The 24,307-nt window shown below is 39.0% G+C and carries 14 protein-coding genes and 1 pseudogene; 10 read left to right on the top strand and 5 right to left on the bottom strand.

The features are described from left to right. The first annotated feature begins 36 nt into the window (after nt 1-36). A complete protein-coding gene (locus B5D82_RS05465) occupies nt 37-837 on the top strand; it encodes an IclR family transcriptional regulator (protein ID WP_081149818.1) in 801 nt (266 codons plus the stop codon). A 282-nt stretch (nt 838-1,119) separates the two neighbouring features. On the opposite strand, the gene B5D82_RS05470 is transcribed toward B5D82_RS05465, so the two are convergent. The 3 genes from B5D82_RS05470 to B5D82_RS05480 form a co-directional block, all read right to left on the bottom strand. Next, nucleotides 1,120-2,460 carry a TRAP transporter large permease gene (locus B5D82_RS05470; RefSeq protein WP_081149819.1) on the bottom strand — a complete coding sequence of 447 codons (1,341 nt, stop codon included), beginning with the start codon at nt 2,458-2,460 and terminating at the stop codon, nt 1,120-1,122. A gap of 3 nt (nt 2,461-2,463) precedes the next feature. Then, nucleotides 2,464-2,994, bottom strand: coding sequence for a TRAP transporter small permease (locus tag B5D82_RS05475; protein ID WP_081149821.1), 531 nt, complete (start codon nt 2,992-2,994; stop codon nt 2,464-2,466). A gap of 130 nt (nt 2,995-3,124) precedes the next feature. Continuing rightward, a complete protein-coding gene (locus tag B5D82_RS05480) occupies nt 3,125-4,201 on the bottom strand; it encodes a C4-dicarboxylate TRAP transporter substrate-binding protein (protein WP_245807562.1) in 1,077 nt (358 codons plus the stop codon). Nucleotides 4,202-4,455: 254 nt separating this feature from the next. Here B5D82_RS05480 and B5D82_RS05485 point away from each other — a divergent pair. Then, nucleotides 4,456-4,754, top strand: a pseudogene (locus B5D82_RS05485) (acyl-CoA dehydrogenase family protein); the annotation flags it as partial. A gap of 33 nt (nt 4,755-4,787) precedes the next feature. Here B5D82_RS05485 and glpD read toward each other — a convergent pair. Then, a complete protein-coding gene (gene glpD, locus B5D82_RS05490; RefSeq protein WP_081149822.1) occupies nt 4,788-6,320 on the bottom strand; it encodes a glycerol-3-phosphate dehydrogenase in 1,533 nt (510 codons plus the stop codon). 257 nt (nt 6,321-6,577) lie between these two features. Here glpD and glpK point away from each other — a divergent pair, with 257 nt between their 5' ends. After that, on the top strand, nt 6,578-8,056 hold the full coding sequence (gene glpK / locus B5D82_RS05495; RefSeq protein ID WP_081149824.1) for a glycerol kinase GlpK: 1,479 nt from the start codon (nt 6,578-6,580) through the stop codon (nt 8,054-8,056). Nucleotides 8,057-8,208: 152 nt separating this feature from the next. Here glpK and malQ read toward each other — a convergent pair whose 3' ends face one another. Beyond that, nucleotides 8,209-10,407: a 4-alpha-glucanotransferase gene (malQ, locus tag B5D82_RS05500; protein ID WP_081149825.1), complete on the bottom strand. Its 2,199-nt coding sequence runs from the start codon at nt 10,405-10,407 to the stop codon at nt 8,209-8,211. Nucleotides 10,408-10,778: 371 nt separating this feature from the next. Between malQ and B5D82_RS05505 the strand changes: the two genes are divergently transcribed. From B5D82_RS05505 to B5D82_RS05535, 7 genes are all read left to right on the top strand, one after another. Further along, nucleotides 10,779-11,075 carry an isoamylase early set domain-containing protein gene (locus B5D82_RS05505; RefSeq protein WP_081149827.1) on the top strand — a complete coding sequence of 99 codons (297 nt, stop codon included), beginning with the start codon at nt 10,779-10,781 and terminating at the stop codon, nt 11,073-11,075. A 205-nt stretch (nt 11,076-11,280) separates the two neighbouring features. Then, a complete protein-coding gene (glgX, locus tag B5D82_RS05510; RefSeq protein WP_081149828.1) occupies nt 11,281-13,365 on the top strand; it encodes a glycogen debranching protein GlgX in 2,085 nt (694 codons plus the stop codon). Nucleotides 13,366-13,385: 20 nt separating this feature from the next. Then, the gene (locus B5D82_RS05515) at nt 13,386-15,851 is read left to right on the top strand and encodes a glycogen/starch/alpha-glucan phosphorylase (RefSeq protein WP_425429885.1); all 2,466 of its coding nucleotides are present in this window, start codon (nt 13,386-13,388) and stop codon (nt 15,849-15,851) included. A gap of 100 nt (nt 15,852-15,951) precedes the next feature. Beyond that, a complete protein-coding gene (gene glgC, locus B5D82_RS05520) occupies nt 15,952-17,223 on the top strand; it encodes a glucose-1-phosphate adenylyltransferase (protein WP_081149830.1) in 1,272 nt (423 codons plus the stop codon). Between the two features lie 165 nt (nt 17,224-17,388). After that, nucleotides 17,389-19,632, top strand: a complete 2,244-nt coding sequence (gene glgB, locus B5D82_RS05525) for a 1,4-alpha-glucan branching protein GlgB (protein ID WP_081149831.1) — start codon at nt 17,389-17,391, stop codon at nt 19,630-19,632. Nucleotides 19,633-20,690: 1,058 nt separating this feature from the next. Next, a complete protein-coding gene (locus B5D82_RS05530; protein WP_081149833.1) occupies nt 20,691-22,343 on the top strand; it encodes an alpha-D-glucose phosphate-specific phosphoglucomutase in 1,653 nt (550 codons plus the stop codon). 80 nt (nt 22,344-22,423) lie between these two features. Further along, nucleotides 22,424-23,998: a glycogen synthase gene (locus B5D82_RS05535; RefSeq protein WP_081149835.1), complete on the top strand. Its 1,575-nt coding sequence runs from the start codon at nt 22,424-22,426 to the stop codon at nt 23,996-23,998. Nucleotides 23,999-24,307 lie beyond the last annotated feature (309 nt).

Raw genomic sequence — 24,307 nt, forward strand, 5'->3', positions numbered from 1 at the left:
AATGCGCCTAGTATCAAAACAATTGAGTAGTCCAAAATGAATACACCAACGGGTATGCCAAGAGATACAAATGGGGAAGTCGATCGTAAATTCGTCGAAGCGCTTGCTAGAGGATTAGATATATTACGGGCATTTAACCCGGGAGATGGATTTCTTGGCAATCAGGAGATAGCTCAACGTACAGGTTTGCCTAAGTCGAGTATATCAAGGTTAACCTATACCTTGACAAATTTGGGCTACCTGACTTATTCAAAACGCTTAGAAAAGTATCAGCTTGGCGCTGGTGTATTGGCTTTGGGTTACGCATTTGTGTCAAACCTAGCAATTCGTCAAGTGGCGAATCCCCAGATGAAAGAACTTTCCATTGAAACTGGTACATCAATAGGTTTGGCAGACAGAGATCGACTTGACATGATTTATGTGGATCATTGTGCTCCAAAAGATATTGTTACCTTTAAAAAAGATATTGGCGACAAAATACCGATGGCAACTACGGCAGCAGGGCGAGCTTATTTAGTGGCTTTGTCAGAAGAAGAGCGTGACTTTTTTATGAGACATTTTAAAGAAAAACTGGGTGATAAGTTCGAGGCTGTCAAATCTGGCGTTGATCAAGCAGTGGAAAGCTATAAAGAATTTGGCTTTTGTCACTCTTGGGGCGATTGGGAACGAGATACCAATGCCATAGCTGTACCACTGAAACTCACGCAAGGGCAAATTTATGTATTCAATGCCGGTGGCCCAGCATTTAGGTTGTCGAAAGAGTTTTTGAGCGGAGAAGTCGCGCCACAATTAAAAAGTATGGTACGTAATATCGAAGCAACGTTAATTCGATTTTAATACCTTTTCTTAGTTTATTATTTCACTGATTGCTAAAAGGCCCTTGTTTATTGCAAAGGCCTTTTTTGCAATTGGCAGATGATTATATTTTATTGATTTGGCGCTAAGTGAAGGAGAATATAAAATACTTATACCGAAGTTTGGCACATAAAGCCTTACTTTGGTTATTATTTTATCGAGGTTAAGTGGAGTTGAAAATATAGAATGATCGCAATGTATGACTTGAACAGTTATTGCTGTTGGCGGTAGGCCATGTGCTGGCCAAACCGCTAATAATAATGGCTACATCATAAGATTAGGCAATAGCAGCGATAGTATCGGGAAGGCGATAATCGCAATCAATACTAAGACATCCATGACCAGAAAACGTGTAACGCCCATAAAAATGTCATATACCGCTACCGAAGGTTTAGTGACACTGGAGATAACAAAAACGTTTAATCCTACCGGCGGGGTGATCAAGCTTATTTCAAGCAATTTTATTACAACCACGCCAAACCAAATTAAGTCTAAGCCATAACCTTCTACCATAGGAATTAAAAAAGGTAGAGTAAGTACCATAATACCTAGTGGGTCAAGAAACATACCTAGTAGGAAATATACACCAGCGATCATTACCAGGAGTAGCCATAGCGATACGTCGGCAGATTCGATCAGCCCAACCAGTGCTGGTGCCATACCTGTTAGCGCAACAAAGCCAACAAAAATTTTTGCTCCGGCCGCAATAAAGAAGATAGTCGTGGTCTGCGTACAAGTTTCCTTAACTGATTGGATAAACTGTTGCCAATTAAGTCGTTTTTGTAAAGCGCCAATAATGATTACCGAAAATGCACTGATCGCTGCTGCCTCGGTAGCGGTAAATATGCCACCATAAATTCCGCCAATAATAATAGTAAAAAGCAACATAGCAGGCCAACATCTTATAGCGGCTTTTCGGCGATCTCCTTTAACAAGTAAGGTGGTATCAGCCGGTGCATCACTGGGATTACGTTTCACCCATATGTAGATCACCACTAAAAAACCCAGCAAAGATATCAGACCAGGGATAATACCTGCCAAAAATAGGCGGCTAACTGACATTTCGGTAAAAATACCGTAAACAATAAACAGAACACTCGGTGGAATAAGCGAACCAAGCGTGCCACCAACGGCGACGGTAGATGTAGCTAATCGCTTATTGTAACCCATGCGTAGCATTTCAGGCACACAGATTTTACCCATCGCTGAAGCACAAGCGATGCTCGAACCTGTAATAGCGGAGAAGCCCCCACAGCCAAAAACAGAGGCCATAGCTACCCCGCCAGGTAAGCGTTTTAACCAAACTCGTGCCGCATGATAAATGTCAGTAGTGATACCCGTATGGTAGGCAATATGACCTAAAAGCACGAATAGCGGTATCATACTTAGATCATAAGAATGGACTAAGTCGAAGGCATTAGATGAGATCATGGTCAGAGCGGGTGCCACCGCTGTGTCAATGTCAAAGCCACCGTTTCGCATAGCAAAAAATAAAAATATAAATACCGATGACACGCCAGCCAAGCTAAAAGCGATTGGTACACGGAACATAAGTAAAAGCAACGTACAGGCAAAGCCGACGAGCCCAAGCATCAATGGATCCACAGATTAACCCTCTTCAATTGTATCGTATGCCGCGTCTGAGCGCTGCGCGAGATAGTCAGTATTACCACAGATTGCTGCTCGAAAATCAGCAACGAAAATTATCGTTAAACGTATAATAAATAGTGCTGCCCCAGCAAAAAAAGCAAATCTTCCAGGCCACTCAGGCAGGTCTAATTGGCTAAAGAAATAAGCGCCACTGCTTGCTGCGTGGAAAAATCCTTTCCATGCAGCGAATACAAGTGGTAGTAATATTAATAGGCTGATGAGAGAGCCAATGGCAAGCATCCATAATTTGGTATGCTTACCCAAGCGTTTAAATAAGAACTCTATGGTGATGTGGCTGTAATCTGCGGTAACATAAGCTAACGGTAGAAAAACGGCTCCTACCATGAGTTCTCGAACGATAACAACATCGTCAGTTACTCCCCATCCAAAAAGGTTACGTGTAACAACCGTTAGCGTGATCATTAGCCCGAGCGTGATAATACACACACCTGCTACAATCAATGCCCCTTGTTCCATTTTTTTCAACATAATATTAAACTCTATGTGATACCAATTTGACTAACGTTATGATCATTTTACTGGTTAAAATAAACCGCTCTTGGGTTATTTTTATGCCTATAAAGTAGAACACCTCATTAATTAAACGGGTGTATTTAAGTTAACGTGCCCAAGGGTAGCCATTGAGGTCCCGCTCTTGGCTGTATTTTTTAAGAGAAGCTTTGTAGTTTTCCACCATGGTTTTCCCAGCTAGGCCACTTTTATTGGCTTCTTTTTCCCATTTCGTAATGTGATATTGACTCGCGGCATATAATTGAGCTGAACCTGAAGAAGGCAGAGTAATCATTTCCAACTTGCGACCCTCAATTCCTTGTGTCAGTAGGTCTTCTGCTCTTTTGTCAGCTTCCATTATATTTTCACCAAGGTAATTGATAAAGTCAGCGCCAACTTCATTTATTATATTTTTCTGAGAAGGACTCAATTTCGTTAGCGCATCTTTATTTATAAATATTCCCAAACCGGTATAAGTGCCCCAATTGAGCTTGGTTAGGCTGTCAGACGCCTCATGCTGTTTCAAGGCAATTGTGGCGCTCATGTAACCTAGACTGCAATCGAGCAAACCGTTACCTAGCCCCTGATAAGCCTTATAAATGCTCATGCTGACCAAATTGGCTCCTAGGTCGCCAAATATTTTACCGAAGGTACCAACACCACGAATTTTTTTACCTTTAATATCTTCAAGTGTTCGAACAGCACCCCCTTTACATAGCACGATAACGTTGGAGAGCATGTATGAAGTGACGAAGGATAAGTTTTGCTTGGCTAAATTACTGGTAACTTCAGGGGATTGCATATGATCAAAATTAGCTTTTAAACCAACCCAAGGATCGAGGTTTTCAAAAGGTAAGTTAGTCAGTGAAAAAGACACCATCTCTTTTGGAAAGTAATCGGGGATAATAGTTCCCATATCGACCACGCCCGCAGCAATAGACTGTCTTGAGGCATTAGCCTTAAATAAGGCGCCACCCCACTTAATTTCAATTTTTAAATCGCCACCAGAGCGCTTTTCAACTTCCTGTGCAAACCATTTGGTAGCTCCAGCACGAGCGCCTCTATTTGGCCCAGGTTCACCATAAGTGAGAACCGTTTCAGCTAAAGCAGGGATTGCACTCAAAGCAGCAACTGTTAATGTGGCTACTTTGAAAAACTTGCTAATGATATTCATTTTTGGACTCATCAAAAAATACCTTATGTTTCGCTTGGCGGAACTTGGGTGCCACTAAAGTTCATTACTGTACAATAACAAACATGGCGCCGCAAGCATAAAAATAGCTATAAATTAAAGATATGAAAAATATAATAACTATATATTGTTTTTATTTTTGTTTTGAGGATAGAGTGAAGCGATAAATTAAAAATTACTGTAAAACAGTATTTAAAAAGAGCAATACTATGAGCCAAAAATTAACCCCATTTAATTAGCAATATCAGATGTTTCTTGATAATCAACTCACCGAAGAAGTGCGTATGGTCCGTGATTCTGCTCATGGTTATTGCCAAGAAAGGCTGCTGCAGCGTGTACTTGAAGCCAACAGACATGAACATTTTGATCGCGAAATGATGCGTGAATTAGGTCAATTAGGTTTATTGGGTGCTACTTTGCCTGCTAAATATGGCGGCAGTGAAGTCAATTATGTCCGTTATGGTTTATTTCGCGTGAAGTAGAGCGTGTAGACAGTGGTTATCAAAGCGCAATGAGTGTGAAGTACTTATTGTTATTTAAAACTGTGAAGTCCCAATCAGCTTCATCATAATGAAGTAGATCAAATAGTTTTTTTATTTTGTAATGATTTACGCTCTACAACGCTAGGGTGCTTATCAATATGCTGCTGTATGAAAGCGACTTGCGACATTGATAAATAAAGTCCTCTTTTCGTTCGTCGCCATATGATGTCTTCAACATTAATAGCCCATTCATGTTCGATTAAAAAGTTGATTTCCAGCTCATATAAATCAGCACCAAAACAAAATCCCATGGCTTCAATACTATCTATATTATTTAATAAAGCGAAAATTATTGTACCGTAGCTACGGATCAATCGAGTACGCAGTGCTGAAGGCAACCATGGAAACTCTTTTTTAATTCCTTGAGTTAATAAGTCTATATTATCGAAATTTCCACCAGGCAGCGGGGTGTCTGCTGTCCATGTAGGCCCAATGTTTGGGAAGTAAGGACTAAGTTTATCAACTGCAGCTTCTGCTAGTTTACGGTAAGTAGTTATTTTACCACCAAAAACTGAAAGAATAGGCGTTTTGTCTGCTAAGTCTTCTAGCTCTAATGTGTAGTCGCGGGTAACCGCTTGGGCATTAACTGACTCGTCATCTAATAAAGGTCTAACGCCAGAATAGGTCGTTATAATATCTGCTCGTGATATTTTTTTCTTAAAATACGCATTAGTACTGTCTAACAAGTAGTCAATTTCATCATCCGATATTTCAACATCCGATGGTTCACCTTTATATTCAACATCAGTAGTGCCAATTAACGAAAAATCATCCTCAAAAGGGGTGACAAATATAATGCGCTGATCAGCATTTTGTAGCATATACGCTTCTGGTTGAGCATGAATACGTGGCACCACGATATGGCTGCCTTTAACTAGTCTAATATTTTGAGGAGATTTAAGGCTGAAAGCATCTGAAAACAATTGAGCTACCCAAGGTCCTGCAGCATTAACGATACTGCGAGCACGGATAAAACTGATGACGCCAGTTAAACTATCTTTTAACGTAATAACCCAAACCTTATCTTCGCGTATCGCTTTTATACATTGGGTTTGCGTTTTTATTATGGCGCCATTGTCTTGTGCTGAAAGCGCGTTTAGGATGACTAATCTTGCATCGTCTACCCAAGCATCTGAGTATTCAAAGCCTTTAGTTATATTACTCACTAAAGGACTGTCATGTGAAAACTTAATACCTTTAGAAGCCGGCAAACTTACACGCCTTGCTAGGTTGTTGTAAAGAAATAGCCCAATGCGGATCAGCCAAGCGGGCCTTAAATGAGGCTGATGAGGTAAGCGAAATTGTAGAGGTTTAATAATATGAGGGGCATTTTTTAGTAAAATTTCACGTTCTGCTAACGCTTGTCTAACGAGCTTAAATTCATAATGCTCCAAATACCGCAATCCACCATGAATAAGCTTACTGCTTTTAGAAGAAGTAGCAGAGGCAAGATCGTTTTGTTCACACAGGACAACATTTAGTCCTCTGCCAGCAGCATCTGCCGCGATACCAGCGCCATTTATACCACCGCCAATAACAGCAAGGTCAAATACTTCATTTATTGCATTCATATAGCGTACCTTGCTATTTTATATGATAAATATAATCTTCGTTAAACAACTGTAATGTTCATTTAAGGTTGCTAGAGCGCCATTAAGGCTACCACTGTTAGGTAGCTTAAAACAAATGAAAACTATCTACACTTTAGTTGTTTTTCAACATTAATTGTTCAATCACATTTTCGAATATGGTTATAGTTGTTGTAAGCTCTATTTGGTATCGGCATTATTGGGTAAGATTTAATTATTAAATAAAATAAATAGGAAAGATGTTGAAATACTTATTGGCCATCGATCAAGGAACGACAAGCTCTAGAGCAATGCTTTTTACTAAGTTCGGAAAAGTGCATGCCTCAGCTCAAGAAGAGTTTGAACAACACTTCCCTAAAGATGGCTGGGTTGAACATGACCCTAGCGATATATGGCAAACAACTTTGCGTACTTGTCGAAAAGTACTGTCAGACAATAACGTGCTAGCGACGGAGGTTATTGCCATAGGTATTACAAATCAAAGAGAAACGACTTTGGTATGGGATCGCAAGTCAGGTGAGCCTATATATAACGCTATTGTTTGGCAAGACCGACGCACGGCAGAGTATTGTCAGTCAATATCTACTCCTGAAACAGAAGCTCTAATTAATGATAAAACTGGCTTATTACTCGACCCGTATTTCTCGGCAACTAAAATTAGATGGATACTTGATAATGTCGAAGGAGCACAAGAAAAAGCCGAAAACGGAGAGCTAGCGTTTGGTACCGTTGATAGCTTTTTGTTATGGCACCTTACGAGCGGAAAAGTGCATAAAACGGACGCGACTAATGCCTCGCGCACCATGATTTTTAATATTCACCAGCAAGTATGGGATGAAGAATTACTCGCGTTATTCAATATTCCTGCCGCTATGTTACCTGAAGTCATGGATTCATCAGATAACTTTGGCTATGTCGATAGTGCATTACTTGGCAGTGAAATTCCCATTTTAGCTATGGCAGGTGATCAACAAGCAGCTTTATTTGGACAAGCGTGTTTCGAAGAAGGAATGGCGAAAAGTACTTATGGTACAGGTTGCTTCTTAATGTTAAATACCGGCAGTAAAGCACTTAAGTCTAAAAATAAACTATTAACCACCGTTGCCTATCGACTAAATGGTAAGCCAACTTATGCTATCGAAGGCAGTATCTTTATGGCGGGGGCGACCATACAGTGGATTCGAGACGGGTTAAAGTTAATAGGCTCGGCATGTGAAACTGAATCCATCGCAGAAAAAGTGCCGTTGGACCATGGTGTTTTTCTTGTACCAGCATTTACCGGTTTAGGGGCACCTTATTGGGATCCCAATGCGCGAGGGGCTATATTAGGACTTACGCGCGACTCAGGCATTAAAGAAATTGTTACGGCCGGCCTGCAATCTGTCTGCTATCAAACAAAAGACTTACAAAAAGCAATGGAAAGTGATGGTCTTAGGCCGAGTTTAATTCGTGTTGATGGAGGCATGGTCGCTAACAACTGGTTGCTCAGCTTCTTATCCAATATCTTAGGGGCAACAATAGATCGACCTGAAATCATCGAAACCACCGCATTAGGTGCTGCATATCTAGCCGGGCTTAAAGCGGGTGTTTATAGCTCAACTGATGAGTTGGCAAATATGTGGCATTGTGAAAAACGATTTACCCCCACAATTGATAACGAACAACGAAATAATTTGTACGGAAAATGGTTAGCAGCGGTTCAAAGAGTGAAAAGTTAATTAGCTGTTTGTTAAGTTACTTATAGCTTGATTAATACAAGGTATAAAAATGCCACTTTCATGGCATTTTTAATGTTGATTAATTCATTTCTTCACTTTAATCACTAATAGGTGATCTGAGCTATTTTTTCGTAATCTAGTTAATTTTTTAATCATTTTGGCCTAGCGATATTCATCGCTTGGGTTATTTCCTGCACTGAATTTGTTTCAGAAAAATCTTCCAGCGACACCGGTAATTTTTGTAACCAATTGGGGTGTTCATCGATAGTGCCTGGAATATTGACTTGCTCTGATATCTCAAGGACATCTTCCAACGGTATTAGTTGTATATGGCTAGGTGACAACGCTAAATACTTTTGTACGCTAATACTGAGTTCGGTATTCATTTGTGCGGGTGCTATTTGTGGCGCTTTGCTCATGTCGATAACCTGTAAATCTTCTAAAGCGGCAATGAGGTTTTCTCGTTCACTCGTTCGTGCATTTCTATCAGCTTGTCCTGCTTCATCATTTGGATAAAGATTAAGTTGCTCACGCCATTGTAGATCTCTGCCTTGCCACCAACCCGATAATGTTGCGGTATCATGCGTGGCAATAGTGACGATTGATTGTGGAGGGAAGTTGTCAGGGCGTTTGAATAAACCTGATTCCCATCGTTCAAAAAATAAAACTTTGAAAGATAAAAGACCGGCATTTTGAATGGTTTCACTGAAGCCTTCAGGCACATTACCTAAGTCTTCACCAATAACAACACAGTTATTTCGACGGGATTCTAAGGCGATAATCCGCAAGATATCATCCCAAGGAAAACTTATATAAACCCCTTCATTTGCTTCCATACCGGGGGCGACCCAATATTGACGCATTAAGCCTAAAATATGATCAATGCGCAAAGCCCCAGCATATTGCATACTGCTACGTAGAGCTTTGACTAATGGTTGATAGCCTTGTTTTTGTAATGCCACAGGATTCATTGGCGTTAATCCCCAATTTTGTCCTAATGGGTTCATGCCATCAGGTGGAGCGCCGATTGACGCACCGGCAACATAAACTTCTTTATCAGACCAAACATCAAAACCTGAGCCATCACAACCTACCGCTAAGTCAAGATATAGGCCAATGGCCATATCTTTATCAATTGTCTGTTGAGATACCGCGCTTAACTGTTGATGTGCTAGCCATTGTAAGAAACAAAAATAATCAATGCGTTTAGCATGCGATAGTTTAAATTTGTGAACTTCTTCACTATCGGGATCTTGAAAGTTTGTTGGCCAATCGGGCCAACCATAAGAATTTTCATCAGCTAAGTGAAAATACTCATATAAAGCATCAAAAGTTGCAAAACGTTGTAAGTCAGTGCCATTGGCTTGTTTAAAATGCTCAAACTCATCCGACATATTCTTATAACATTCATTTTTACTAGTAGAAGTCATGTTTTGATAAAAATCTTCAAACAACAACTCAGTAATTTCAAATTTAAGTTTTGCGACTGCAGGATAATCAACCAAATTGCTTGCTTTAGCATTTGCAATACCCTGCTGGAAGATGTCACTGTTTACTTTTTCTTGTGCAAGAGTACAACGTTGAAAGTTTTGTACTTTAGTTACATCTATATAGAGTGGGTTTAAAAAGCAACGACTTGAAGGCGAATAAGGGCTTCGGTGCGCGGGATTATGTTGATAAAGCGGATGCAATGGATTTAATCCAATAGTCGCGGCCTGTTGTTGTGCTGACTTTTCAACAAGATTGCTTAAATCTGTGAAATCGCCCATTCCCCAATTGTTTTCACTGCGCAATGAATATAATTGTGCTGTGTAACCCCATACTTTATTTACCGAAGCTTCTTGAGCGCTAAAGCAGGTTTTTGGCGCATAGATCAGCGAGCAACTTGCATGAGCCTCACCAAAGCTGATCGTAAATTGATAATAGCCTTGCTCCAATACAGGTAAATGTAATAAATATTGGCAATATTGAGTTTCATCTATTGTGGTTTCTGCAATAGCTTGCATGTCTGCAATATTAAAGACACCAACGACTTCGTGACCTACTTTACTGCCAACTTCAGGAGTGACTTTCCAGTTAAGTAATAAACTACCAATTTTGGGTAAGCTTATTTTAATCGCATGTTGTTGCTCTTCGAGTTTGGCAATATGTACAACAGGTAAAATATCTATCCACTGGCTATTATTTAAATAAGATATTGATTTAATGAGGGACTCTTCATCTAATTCGAAACCCATTGCTTGTAACAGGGCCCTTTTAGCAGGGTCTTTAGCGTGCACTTTATCGCCAAATGTGCCTGTGTAACTTGTATGGAAACCTACTAAATTAGCTAATTGTTCGATAAGACTCATATTAAACTCTTCTTATTATGAAATAAAATTACACTTTAATGTAACTTTAACAAGTTATAGGTTATAATTACAGCAAATAAAGCTTTGATTGTTACTTATTTTAGCTGTATATTCATTAAATGTAATTTATTTACATGAAATAGCAACGGAAAAATAATTAGCATTACAATCAAATATGAAATTACTTTAAAGGATTGTTGCTTTTTTTATATATTCGGCTCGATTTATGCTTTTTCATCATGCCGACATATAAATTGGCTATTTTAAATTGAATACGCACATTATTGGGGCTTAGTAGTAAAATTTAGCACTTAAATAAAGCAAAATCAGTAATGTTAAATTAATTAGTGCATGATTAATGGAGAATAACAATGCTAACTAAGAAGTTTTTTAAAACTAAAGATGAAACAGAAGTAACCTTTGAATTTAATAGAAGTGATGTAACCACAGCCGCATTGGTTGGTGATTTTAATGACTGGCAAGCTATTGAAATGAAGTTTAATAAAAACTCAAAGAGTTTTAAAACTAAGGTGAGATTGCCTAAAAACGGTGTTTTTCATTTTCGCTACCTATTAAATGATAGTGAGTGGGAAAACGACGACCAGGCTGATCAATACTTAGCTAATGAATTTGGCAGTGAAAATAGTGTGGTACTGACTACACCGTAAACGTAACCGAAGATGTATTTATGATGAGCAAAGTCTTGAATTAAGACTTTGCTCTTACTTCATAATATAAATACTTATTTAAATGAACTAAAGTTAAAAACGACTGTTTAATTTATATAAAAGTTCTTCCCTGTATTACTTTAAGCAAAATGGCATGTTGTAATAATTCAAACAATGGTCATCATTTTTTCTTAACTGGAGAAGCATGGAACAATATAGAATGGAGCCCGGAAGAGTACATCCAATAGGCACAACTGTTGATGATACCGGGGTAAATTTTGCTATTTTTTCAGCACATGCTGAAAAAATTGAATTGTGTATCTTTGATGAACAGGGTGACAAAGAGCTAAAGCGCTTTGTTTTACCTGAGTGTGAACACAATATTTGGCATGGTTTTCTTAAAGGCGCTAAAGCAGGTTTAGTTTATGGTTATAGAGTCTACGGGCCTTATAGACCAGAATTCGGTCATCGCTTTAATCATCATAAATTATTGTTAGACCCTTATGCTAAAGCATTAAAGGGCAATTTTTCATGGTCAGAACGTCACTTCGCTTATAATATTCATGATGCTAAGACAGATTTGTCTTTTGACGATAGAGATAATGCAGATGTCATGCTTAAAGCGGTTGTCATGGATGCCTCAGCTCCTCTTATTCCAAGAAAACCCTTTGCTTGGAAAAACACTGTAATTTACGAAGGTCACGTTAAAGGCTTAACTGCACTTAACCCAAAAGTGCCTGAAGCATTACGTGGTTCATTTCTAGGTATAAGCCACCCGGCGATGATCGCTCATTATCGCGCTATTGGTATTACCACCATTGAATTATTACCGGTACAGCAATTTGTTTCTGAACAATTTCTTACCGACAAAAAGCTCTCAAACTATTGGGGCTATAACTCATTGGCGTTTTTTGTTCCTCATAAAGATTATTTAAACCAACATCAAATTCGCGACTTTCAGCGTATGGTCGATGAACTTCATCAAGCCGGATTTGAAGTACTTATTGATGTGGTATACAACCACACTTGTGAAGGCAACCGTTTAGGACCGACACTAAGTTTTAGAGGCATTGATAACCATTCTTACTACCGATTAAATCCTGCAGAACCACGTTATTATATTAATGATACTGGTTGCGGAAATACCATCAACATTAGCCATCCGCGGGTCTTACAAATGGTAATGGACAGCCTACGTTACTGGGTTCAAGTGATGGGAGTTGACGGTTTTAGATTTGATTTAGCGACTATTTTAGGCCGTGAATTACATGGTTTTGATAAAAGTAACGGCTTTTTAGATGCGGTATTACAAGACCCCATTTTAAGTAGTGTAAAAGTTATCGCAGAGCCTTGGGATATTGGCCCAGGTGGCTACCAATTAGGTGGGTTTCCATCGCCGTGGTCTGAATGGAACGATCGGTATCGAGACACCATGAGACGCTATTGGCGCGGAGATAAAGGTTTATTACCCGAATTTGCTCGCAGAATTCACGGTTCAAGTGATATTTTTGAGCACAGTGGACGTCAACCGTTTGCGAGTATCAATTTCCTATGTAGCCATGATGGTAATACATTACGTGATTTAGTGAGTTTTCAAGAACGTCATAATGAAGCTAATGGTGAAAACAACCGTGATGGTCATTCTGATAACTTTGCGCATAATCACGGAATAGAAGGTGAAACTACCGATAGCGCCATTTTGTCTGTTCGATTACGTCAAATCAAAAATATGATGGCAACGCTTATGTTATCTCAAGGCGTTCCTATGATACTTGCGGGTGATGAAATAGGTCGTACACAAAAGGGCAATAATAATGCTTACTGCCAAGACAATGAAATAAATTGGTTAAATTGGGATGAAGACGCGTTATACGCAAAAGAGCTTAAATTGTTTACTGCCAGTTTAAGTGAGCTGAGAAAACGTTTTTCTATGTTAACCCATGATCGATTTATACATAAAGATGATAAGAAATCTGCGGTTGATATTATCTGGTATCACCCCTCCGGCTTTGAGATGCAAAAAGATCATTGGCATTCACACCATGCGGCGACTTTAGGTTACTTGATTCATGAAAAAGCGCCTGATAGCCCATCACTTTTATGTCTTTTCCATGCTGGTAGCGAGCCGATAGAATTTCAATTGCCGGAGATTGACACCATACAACATTGGCAAGTGATGATAGATACCACGGCTAGTGCAGAATCAAAAGAAGTGCAGAATATACCTGCAGAACGAAAAATTACCATGGCTCCATTTTCAACAATTGTTTTATTAAATAATTGTTTATAAATAATAAATAGGATGTACTGATTGTGAATAAAGAAAATAATCAATGTGAAGTTACTTCATCAGATGGCAATGTTTTGATGAACGAACACACTTTTTCCGAAGATTTAGCACGACACTTCCATTTTTCACTCGGCCGAGATACGGTTCAAGACTCACACTTATATCTCTATAACGCACTTGCTATCACCATTCGAGATCGGTTAGTTGCACAATGGCGAGAAACGCGTGAATCTCGAGGACACCAGCGCCGAGTTGGATATATTTCATTAGAATTTTTAATGGGGCGAACTCTTAATAACGCTATTTTAAATTTAGATTTAGATGACACGGTTCGTGATGCGTTAAAAGGTTATTGCTGTGGGTTAGAAGATGTAGAACAAGCAGAGCATGACGCTGGTTTAGGTAACGGTGGTTTAGGTCGATTAGCCGCTTGTTTTTTAGATAGTTGTGCCAGTTTAGCTCTACCGGTTATTGGCTATGGTATTCGTTATGAATACGGCATGTTCAATCAACAGATTAAAAATGGCGCGCAAATCGAGCATCCTGATAATTGGTTACGTAATGGTAATCCTTGGGAAATTGCAGCACCTGAAAAAGCCATAAGAGTGAAGTTTTTTGGTCATGTTGATGTGATTAAAAAGCGCAGTGGTCAGCAGTATCGTCAATGGAATAATACCCAAGACGTACTCGCTGTTCCTTATGATATGCCAATTCCTGGTTATCAAAATGGAATTGTGAATACTTTAAGATTATGGAAGTCTGAAGCGACTGATGAATTTGACCTTGGTGAATTTAACGCGGGTAGCTATACCGAGTCAGTGGCTAAAAAGAATTTAGCTGAACAAATCACTATGGTGCTGTATCCAAATGACACCAGTGAAAACGGTAAAGAACTTCGTCTACGCCAACAGTACTTTTTATCTTCAGCATCTTTGCAAGACACTATAAATAGTTATGTCGAAAACTGTGGCAATAATTTTGATGAGTTTATTGCTCTGAATAGTTTTCAACTTAACGACACGCATCCAAGTATTGCAGTGCCTGAGTTAATGCGAATTTTGATGGATGACTATGCAATATCGTGGGATGACGCGTGGAATATCACCACTAAAACTATGGCCTATACCAACCATACTTTATTACCTGAAGCATTGGAAAAGTGGCCAGTAAGTTTATTCGCAAATTTATTACCGCGTATTTTAGAAATTATTTACGAAATAAACGCTCGTTTTCTGCTGCAAGTGGCTGTTGCATGGCCTGGCGATTCAAGTAAGCAGCAAGCCTTGTCATTAATTGATGAAGGCCATGAGCCCCAAGTGCGTATGGCACACTTAGCTATTGTTGGTAGTTATTCTGTTAATGGAGTGGCGGCTTTACATACCAAGCTTTTAAAAGCTGGATTGTTTAATGACTTTTATCAACTTTGGCCTGAAAAATTCAATAACAAAACTAACGGCGTTACGCCACGTCGCTGGTTATCGCATTGCAACACCAGTTTAGCTGAGCTTATTTCAAGTAAAATTGATAAAAACTGGGTTGCTGATTTTTCCCATGTTGATCAACTCGCTAAATTTGCTGAAGATCATGCCTTCCAAAAACAATGGCGTGAAAGTAAGAAAGCCAACAAAGTTGTTTTAGCTGACTTTGTTGAGAAAGCCACAGGTGTAAAGTTTGACGTAGACATGATGTTTGATGTGCAAGTTAAGCGAATTCATGAATACAAACGTCAATTATTAAACATTTTACATGTTATTGGCTTATATGACCGAATTCGCAAAGGCGATACTGCAGATATTACACCACGCTGTGTGTTAATTGGTGGTAAAGCGGCACCGGGTTATGTGATGGCAAAAGAGATTATTAAACTCATTAATAATGTTGCCGACACGATTAATTTAGACCCGAAAGCGGCTAAGTTTTTAAAGGTTGCTTTCGTACCAAATTACAATGTTTCTGCTATGGAACTTATTTGCCCAGCGACAGATTTATCTGAACAAATATCAACTGCAGGTAAAGAAGCATCTGGTACAGGTAACATGAAGTTTATGATGAATGGTGCACTAACTATTGGTACATTAGATGGTGCAAACATTGAAATTAGAGATGCCGTAGGCGAAGATAACTTTTTCCTTTTTGGCGCACAAGCTCATGAAATTTCAGATATTAGAGAAAATTATCAACCTAATGAGATCATAGCCAACTCTGAAACATTATCAGCAGTTATGCACTTGTTAGAAAGCGGTCACTTTAATTTATTTGAACCTAAGATATTTGATTCAATTATTAAAACTATACGTGACCCAGATGATATGTGGTTAACAGCTTACGATTTTGATAGTTATTTTCAAGCTCAACGAAGTGTTGATAAAACTTATCAAGATCAAACGTTGTGGACCAAAATGAGTATTTTAAACACTGCAGCGAGTGGTGTGTTTTCGAGCGATCATACGATCAGGCAGTATCGAGATGAAATATGGAAGCTTTAGTAATTTACTGATATACCAAGTGATTAATTAAATTGGTACTAAAAAAGTAAAACGCTATTTATTGAACGTTAATTAATGTTTGTGAAGGAAAGGATACGTTATGCCCAATTATGTAGAAAGAAGAATAAGTAGTCTAACAAAAGAAACTTATGCGTTAGTTTTGGCGGGAGGCCGAGGTTCACGACTTTATGAATTAACCGATAGAAGAGCTAAGCCAGCGACCTTTTTTGGTGGTAAGTTTAGGATTATCGACTTTCCTTTATCAAACTGTATTAACTCAGGTATTAGACGTGTAGGCATTGCGACTCAATATAAATCACACTCGCTTATTCGTCACGTTAATCGTGGTTGGGGACACTTTAAAAAAGAGCTTGGAGAATCAATTGAGATTTTGCCAGCATCGCAGCAAACCGGTGATGGTTGGTATTTAGGTACGGCTAATGCGGTTTTTCAAAACATCGATATCATCAGACATGAATTACCAAAATACGTCATGATTTTATCAGGCGACCATGTTTATCGTATGGATTACGGCCCATTATTGGCTCAGCACGTTGCTAGTGAAGCTGATATGACAGTATGTTGTATAGAAACTTCTGTGGAAGAGGCGGCTGGGCAGTTTGGTGTTATGACGGTTGATGAAGATAGTCGTGTTTGTCGTTTTGATGAAAAGCCGGCTAATCCTTCTGAAGTTCCCGGCAAACCTGGTGTTACATTAGCTTCAATGGGTAACTATGTATTTAATACAGAGTTCTTATTTGAGCAGCTAGAAAAAGATGCCGCTCAAGAAGGTTCGAGTGGTGATTTTGGTAATGACATTATTCCTAAAATAATTGAATCACATCGCGTTTTCGCCTTCCCATTTAAAGATCCAGATAGTGAAAAACAACCTTACTGGCGTGATGTGGGTACTCTAGATTCATTCTGGGAAGCTAACATGGAATTAGTTGCGCCAGAGCCTCAACTTAATATGTATGATGAAAGTTGGCCTATTTGGACTTATCAAGAACAAACCGCACCCGCTAAATTTGTATTTGACCAAGACGAACGACGCGGAATTGCAATTGATTCTACTGTTTCTGGTGGTGTTGTTGTTTCTGGTTCTACGGTGAAAAGATCTTTATTATTTTCAAAAGTAAGAGTTAATTCTTATTGTGATATTGATGAATCGGTTATTTTACCTGGTGTTATTATTAATCGTAACTGTTCAATCAAAAAAGCCATTATCGATCGAGGTAGTGTTATTCCAGAAGGCATGGAAATTGGCATAAATCATGATAATGATCGTGCAAATGGCTTTAGAGTTACCGATAAAGGTGTTGTTTTAGTCACCATAGGTATGCTTGATAAACTTAAAAGTAAAAATAGCTAGCTGTCGATAATCAATTATTAACGTTATGGGTAATTTCGAATGGAATGAAATTACCCTTGTTAGATCAATGGTATTGGAATTTATTTTAAATATTTAAATAAGCTATAAAATATAATCACACAAAAGTAATCGTATAAAAAGTTAACGGTATACTAGGAAAACGCAATGAAAAACCTAGCAAAAAGCTTGTTAGATAACGAAGAAGTTTCAGCAATAGTTAATGTAAAGCATAGAGATATTTTTTCTGTTTTAGGCATACATAAACATCCAACGGCAGGCGGTTTGATTGTTAGAGCCTTTTTACCTGAAGCGTTAAGTGTTGAGGTGATTGAAACGAAAACTAATGCTTTGGTTGCTGAACTTAGCCAAGTCAATCAAGCTGGATTATTCGAAGGTAAACTAGGCCGAAAACGGAACGTTTTTGACTACCGCTTACGTGTTGTATATAAAAATGAAACTGTCATTGTTGATGATCCTTACCGTTATCCTTCTTTACTAAAAAGTGAAGATCTCTATCTTTTCTGTGAGGGAACTCATGAACAAACCTATCAATGGATGGGCTCTCATGAAAAAGCCGTAGATAATGTCAAAGGGACACATTTTGTTGTATGGGCGCCTGATGCTTCTCGTGTTTCTGTTGTAGGAGACTTTAATTTTTGGGATGGTCGGCATCATGTAATGCGAAAACACCCTGGCTCAGGCGTTTGGGAAATTTTCCTGCCTAATGTTTCAGCTGATGCTAGTTATAAATATGAAATTTCTGATAAACATGAACAAATTCAGCCATTAAAAGCTGATCCATATACATTTTCTATGCAACTCGCCCCAGAAACAGCCTCTAAAGTTATTCAAAATAGTGCATACCAGTGGCAAGATGCTAAATGGATGAGTGAACGCGACTCATCTTCAAATCATTATCATGGCGCGGTTTCTATTTACGAAGTGCATTTAGGCTCTTGGAAAAGAAACGCAGATAATCGTGCGGACAATTCACATTCACCAAGTTATTTAACTTACCGTGAATTAGCTGAACAATTAGTGCCCTATGTTGTTGAAATGGGGTTTACTCATCTTCAACTTATGCCAGTAAGCGAGTACCCTTTTGACGGTTCTTGGGGTTATCAGCCTATTGGACTTTTTGCGCCTACTGCCCGTTTTGGTAGTGCGGAAGACTTTAAATATTTTGTCGATTGTTGTCATAGTGCAGGCATTGGTTTACTGCTTGATTGGGTGCCTGGGCATTTTCCAACTGATGAACATGGTACGGGTAAGTTCGACGGTTCATGTCTGTATGAACATGAAGATCTACGTAAAGGTTTCCACCCAGATTGGAAAACCCTTATCTATAACTACGGACGCTCAGAAGTACAAAGTTATTTGCTCAGCAATGCTATTTACTGGCTAGATCAATACCACATCGATGGTTTACGTGTTGATGCCGTTGCTTCTATGTTGTATTTAGATTACAGCCGCGAAGCTGGAGAGTGGCTACCTAATGTTCATGGTGGCAGAGAAAACTTAGAAGCGATTGATGTATTACAAAAGGTCAATACACGATCTTATGCAAAACATCCCGGCGTTATGATGATTGCTGAAGAATCAACCGCTTGGCCTGGTGTATCTAAACCCGTTGACGGCGGAGGTTTAGGCTTTGGTTTTAAATGGAACATGGGTTGGATGAATGACACGTTAAAATATATGGAACGTGATCCTATTTATCGCCAACATCATCATAGTGAAATGACCTTCGGCTTAGTTTACTCCTTTAGTGAAAACTTTGTTTTACCTATAAGTCACGATGAAGTTGTGCATGGTAAAGGTTCATTACTGAATAAAATGCCCGGCGATGATTGGCAAAAATTTGCTAACTTACGCGCTTATTACGGTTTTATGTGGACTCATCCCGGTAAAAAATTACTGTTTATGGGCTGTGAGTTTGCTCAACGTGCTGAGTGGAATCATGACCAAAGCTTAGATTGGCATTTACTTGAACATGACAGCCATAAAGGCATGCAAACACTGATAAAAGATCTAAATCATACGTATCGAAATATTCCTGCATTACATGAACTTGATTGTGATGGCAGTGGTTTTGAGTGGTTAGACTCTCAAAACAGTGCGCAATCTATTTTGGTTTATTTGCGAAAAGGTCAAGCAGGCACAGCACCGGCGTTAGTTGTTGTTAACCTTACGCCAACAAGTTACGAAAACTTTTCTGTCGGTGTTCCGCAACCGGGTTTTTATCGAGAATGTTTAAATACAGACAGCAGTATTTATGGTGGCAGTAATGTTGGTAATAGTGGCGGTGTAAACTCAGTGAATGAGGCTTACGCTGGACAAGCGAATAAAGTTTCCTTGTCAGTACCTCCGCTTGCGACCATGATTTTTGAATTACAGCAAAACGATTAATTCGAAGCGTATTGGGCAAGTTTTTTGTAGGTCAAACTTCAGTCCGTCAAACGCTTAGCAGACAATTAATGCGATAGTTTGAATAATGCTTGCAGCGGGTTTTATTTTTTAACGCGCAATTAATAAAGTCATCCATTAAATCGGGATTAAATTGGGATTAAAGCTGATGGACTAAAGTCCAACCTACAAGTGCTTACGAGCGATAAAACAGAGTTAGCAGGTGTTTTGTAGGTCGGACTTCAGTCCGTCAAACGAATAGCAGACAATTAATGCGATGGATTGAATAAAGCTTGCAGCGGGTTTTATTTTTTAGCGCGCTAGCTATTAATACAGATAACGAATAAATCAGGATTAAGCTGATGGACTAAAGTCCAACCTACAAGTGCTTACGAGCGGTAAAACAGTGTTGGCAGGTGTTTTGTAGGTCGGACTTCAGTCCGTCAAACGCATAGCAGACAATTAATGCGATGGCTTGAATAATGCTTGCAGTGGTTTTTATTTTTTAGCGCGTTATTAATACAGTCATCCGTTAAATCGGGATTAAATCGGGATTAAATCGGGATTAAACCTGATGGACTAAAGTCCAACCTACAAGTGCTTACGGGCGATAAAACAGAGTTGGCAGGTGTTTTGTAGGTCGGACTTCAGTCCGTCAAACGCTTAGCAGGCGATTAATTCGATGGATTGAATAATGCTTTCAGCGGGTTTTATTTTTTAGCGCGTAATTAATACAGTCATCCGTTAAACCGGGACTAAACCGGAACTAAACCGGGATTAAACCTGATGGACTAAAGTCCAACCTACAAGTGCTTACGGGCGATAAAACAGAGTTGGCAGGTGTTTTGTAGGTCGGACTTCAGTCCGTCAAACGCATAGCAGGCGATTAATTCAATAAATTGAATACAACTTGCAGTGGTTTTATTTTTTAGCGCGCAATTAATACAGTCATCCGTTAAATTGGGATTAAATTGGGATTAAAGCTGATGGACTAAAGTCCAACCTACACAGGAACTACACGTTATTTAAGCGCATAAATACATTATTTTTAAGGGTAAGTTATGACAACTGAACATGTGAAAAAAGCTAAGCACGTAAAGACTCAAGCATTTACAGATCAAAAGCCCGGTACTTCAGGCCTTAGAAAAAAAGTTAAGCAATTCCAACAGCCCGGTTATTTAGAAAACTTTGTCCAAGCTGTGTTTAATACCATCGCGCCTTGTAAAGGCAAAAAATTGGTTGTCGGTGGTGATGGTAGATTTTATAACCGTGAAGCGATACAAGTGATTATTCGTATGGCGGTTGCCAATGGTTTTTCACATATTTTGGTGGGTCAGGGCGGTATTTTGTCGACACCTGCAGCCTCTTGTGTGATCAGAAAGAATCAAGCCTGTGGTGGTATTATTTTATCAGCTAGTCATAACCCTGGTGGTCCAGATGAAGACTTTGGTATTAAATTCAACGGTGAAAATGGCGGACCAGCACCAGAAAAGTTAACCGATGCAATATTCCAACAAACCTTATCGATGGAGCAATACCTGAGTATTGACGCCGACGATATTGAATTAGATCAATTAGCTACTTTACAAATTGAGCAATGCCAAATCGATATTATTGATCCCGTTAGTGATTATGCTGATTTAATGGAGTCGATGTTTGATTTTTCTGCCATGAAGTCATTGCTTGCTAAAGGTGACTTTCGTTTATGTTTTGACGCCATGCATGCGGTTAATGGGCCTTATGCAAAAGAAATTCTTGAAAAACGCTTAGGTGCACCTGCCGGCGCTGTTATTAATGGCGTGCCATTAACCGATTTTGGTGGCGGGCATCCTGATCCTAACTTAGTGCATGCGCATGAGTTAGTTGATTTAGTTTATGGTGAAGATGGCTTTGATTTTGGCGCGGCTTCAGATGGCGATGGCGATCGAAATATGGTGCTTGGTAAAGCGTTTTATATTAACCCTTGCGACAGTTTAGCGATATTAACCGCCAACGCTAATTTAATACCTGCTTACGCAAAAGGCATTGCCGGTGTTGCGCGTTCAATGCCAACAAGTCGAGCGGTTGATCGTGTGGCCGAAGCGTTGAACATACCCTGCTTTGAAACACCAACAGGTTGGAAATTTTTCGGTAATTTATTAGATGCAGGTAAGATAACCTTATGTGGCGAAGAAAGCTTCGGTACTGGCTCAGACCATATTAGAGAAAAAGATGGTTTATGGGCGGTGTTGTTTTGGCTGAATTTAATTGCTGTCAAAAAACAACCGGTCAGTGAAATTGTGAGAAACCACTGGATGCAATATGGCCGAGACTATTTCACTCGCCATGATTATGAAGCCGTAGACAGTGCTAATGCGCATGAAATGATCAATCAATTAAAAGCTAAAATTGCTACCTTATCTGGCCAAGAGTTTGCGGGAGTTAAAGTAACATCAGCAGATGATTTTCAATATATAGATCCTGTTGATAATAGTAAAACGACCGCGCAAGGTGTTCGCATTTATCTAGAAAACGGCGGACGCATTGTATTTAGACTTTCAGGTACAGGTACCCAAGGCGCAACGTTAAGAGTTTATTTAGACTGTTATCAGAAAGACCCCGCTTTGTTAGAGCAAGAAACACAACAAGCGCTTGGTGAATTAATACAAGTGGCAGAATCTGTCGCGGGCATTAAACAATTTACCGGCAGAACAAAGCCTGATGTGATCACATAATAGGTAAGTTTTTATAGTTGACTCTACAAGTTAACCCTTAAGATAAGTATCGAATAGTTAAGATATAAGATAGGTATAAAATGAAAATATTAATGGCTGCCGCTGAAAATGATGCATTACCGCGCGGAAAAGTAGGTGGTATTGGTGATGTTGTACGAGATATTCCAATTGCTTTGGGGAAAATTGACCAAGAAGTCGATGTGGTTATACCTGGGTATGGAAGTTTTTCTAAATTAGAAGGGGCTCAGCACGTTACTTCATTAGAGGTGACGTTTGGCGGACAACAAGAAAAAATTGATATTTTTAAAGTAGCGTTGAAACCATCTGCAGAAAACTCCTCTAAAAATGTCACTCAGTGGGTAATTGAGCATCCTTTATTTGCCATAGGCGGAGAAGGAAAGATTTACTGTGATGACCCAAGCAATCGACCTTTTGCGTCTGATGCCAGTAAGTTTGCATTATTTAGTGCTGCTGTTGCTAAAGCAGTAATTAGCGATGTTTTTGGTAAAATAGACGTATTGCATTTACATGACTGGCATACCGCTATGGTGTCAGTACTACGTGCCTTTGATCCTGAATACCAGCAACTAAAAACGATTAAAACCGTTTTCACCATTCATAATATTGCATTGCAAGGTATTAGACCTTTCGATGGTGATGAATCATCGTTAAAGGCTTGGTTTCCGTATTTAGCGTTCGATTATAGTAAAATTAACGATCCTCGTTATCATGATTGCTATAACCCTATGCGTGCCGGTATTACGCTGTCAGATAAAGTGCATGCGGTTTCTCCTACTTATGCAAAAGAAATATTACTGCCTAGCAATATTGAAGAAGGGCACTTTGGTGGTGAAGGTTTAGAGCATGATTTACGTTATGCCGCTGAAACAGGCAGACTGCATGGTATATTGAATGGTTGTGAGTACCCTGACAGTGCCGTTGCACCTCTTAAACTAAAAGCATTATTAAAGTTGTGCGCAAAAGAAGTGATTAAATGGCTAGGAGATAAGCCTTTAGTTGATCAAGCACACTTAATTGCAGCAACCCGTTTAGAACAAATTGCAAATATAAAGCATAAAAAACAACCCTTAGTATTAACTTCAGTTGGGCGTATTACCGATCAAAAAGTTCGCCTTTTTCAAGAAGTAATGTCCAATGGTAAAACCGCCTTAGAGCACTTATTAACGATATTAGCTGATGATGGCGTTTTTATCTTATTAGGTAGTGGTGACAAAAAATTAGAAGAGTTTCTAGCTAAAATAGCGGTAAATAATAGTAATTTTATTTTTCTCAAAGGCTATTCAGAAGCGCTATCGATTAACATGTATAACTCTGGCGATTTATTTTTAATGCCAAGTTCATTTGAACCTTGTGGTATTAGCCAAATGTTAGCAATGCGAGCAGGACAGCCTTGTTTAGCGCATAGTGTTGGTGGCTTAAGTGACACAATAACCCATAACGTAAACGGCTTTACGTTTAATGGTGACACCCCTCAGCAGCAAGCCGAAAATATGCTCAGTTGTTTCCATTCAGTCTTAGCACTTAAACAGCATAGTCCAACAGAATGGGCAACAATCTCTGACAATGCGTTAAAGTCACGATATTTATGGCGTGACGTCGCACATGATTATATTAAACACTTATATAGTCATTAAAATAATCATTAAACTTAAGATAAAACATACAGATTGGGCAACACGTCATTGTAAAAGGTAGGGCGTTCAACTGATATATTATAAATTTCATCGATAAATTGAGTACTTAGACAGTTTTTGTCGTAGTATTTTAGTGAAGTAATACCAATTTCAATAATTAGGTGATCCATTTTATACGTAGGAAAAATGGCCAAATACAAGTCATTTATTTTAATAACTAGTTGTTCTAATTATTAAATAAATAACGCATTAGTTGGCCGTTTTAACCAGTATGTATGATCAGATAATAAATGAGATTGGTATAATACC

Source organism: Cognaticolwellia beringensis (genome assembly GCF_002076895.1).
Taxonomy (GTDB): domain Bacteria; phylum Pseudomonadota; class Gammaproteobacteria; order Enterobacterales; family Alteromonadaceae; genus Cognaticolwellia; species Cognaticolwellia beringensis.

Bases quoted from the DNA above. Each gene is read 5' to 3' on its own strand.
- B5D82_RS05535 (WP_081149835.1), top strand. From the start codon at position 22,424: ATGAAAATATTAATGGCTGCCGCTGAAAATGATGCATTACCGCGCGGA.
- glgB (WP_081149831.1), top strand. From the start codon at position 17,389: ATGAAAAACCTAGCAAAAAGCTTGTTAGATAACGAAGAAGTTTCAGCA.
- glpK (WP_081149824.1), top strand. From the start codon at position 6,578: ATGTTGAAATACTTATTGGCCATCGATCAAGGAACGACAAGCTCTAGA.
- malQ (WP_081149825.1), bottom strand. From the start codon at position 10,407: ATGAGTCTTATCGAACAATTAGCTAATTTAGTAGGTTTCCATACAAGT.
- glgX (WP_081149828.1), top strand. From the start codon at position 11,281: ATGGAACAATATAGAATGGAGCCCGGAAGAGTACATCCAATAGGCACA.
- B5D82_RS05505 (WP_081149827.1), top strand. From the start codon at position 10,779: ATGCTAACTAAGAAGTTTTTTAAAACTAAAGATGAAACAGAAGTAACC.
- glpD (WP_081149822.1), bottom strand. From the start codon at position 6,320: ATGAATGCAATAAATGAAGTATTTGACCTTGCTGTTATTGGCGGTGGT.
- glgC (WP_081149830.1), top strand. From the start codon at position 15,952: ATGCCCAATTATGTAGAAAGAAGAATAAGTAGTCTAACAAAAGAAACT.
- B5D82_RS05465 (WP_081149818.1), top strand. From the start codon at position 37: ATGAATACACCAACGGGTATGCCAAGAGATACAAATGGGGAAGTCGAT.
- B5D82_RS05480 (WP_245807562.1), bottom strand. From the start codon at position 4,201: ATGAGTCCAAAAATGAATATCATTAGCAAGTTTTTCAAAGTAGCCACA.
- B5D82_RS05530 (WP_081149833.1), top strand. From the start codon at position 20,691: ATGACAACTGAACATGTGAAAAAAGCTAAGCACGTAAAGACTCAAGCA.
- B5D82_RS05475 (WP_081149821.1), bottom strand. From the start codon at position 2,994: ATGTTGAAAAAAATGGAACAAGGGGCATTGATTGTAGCAGGTGTGTGT.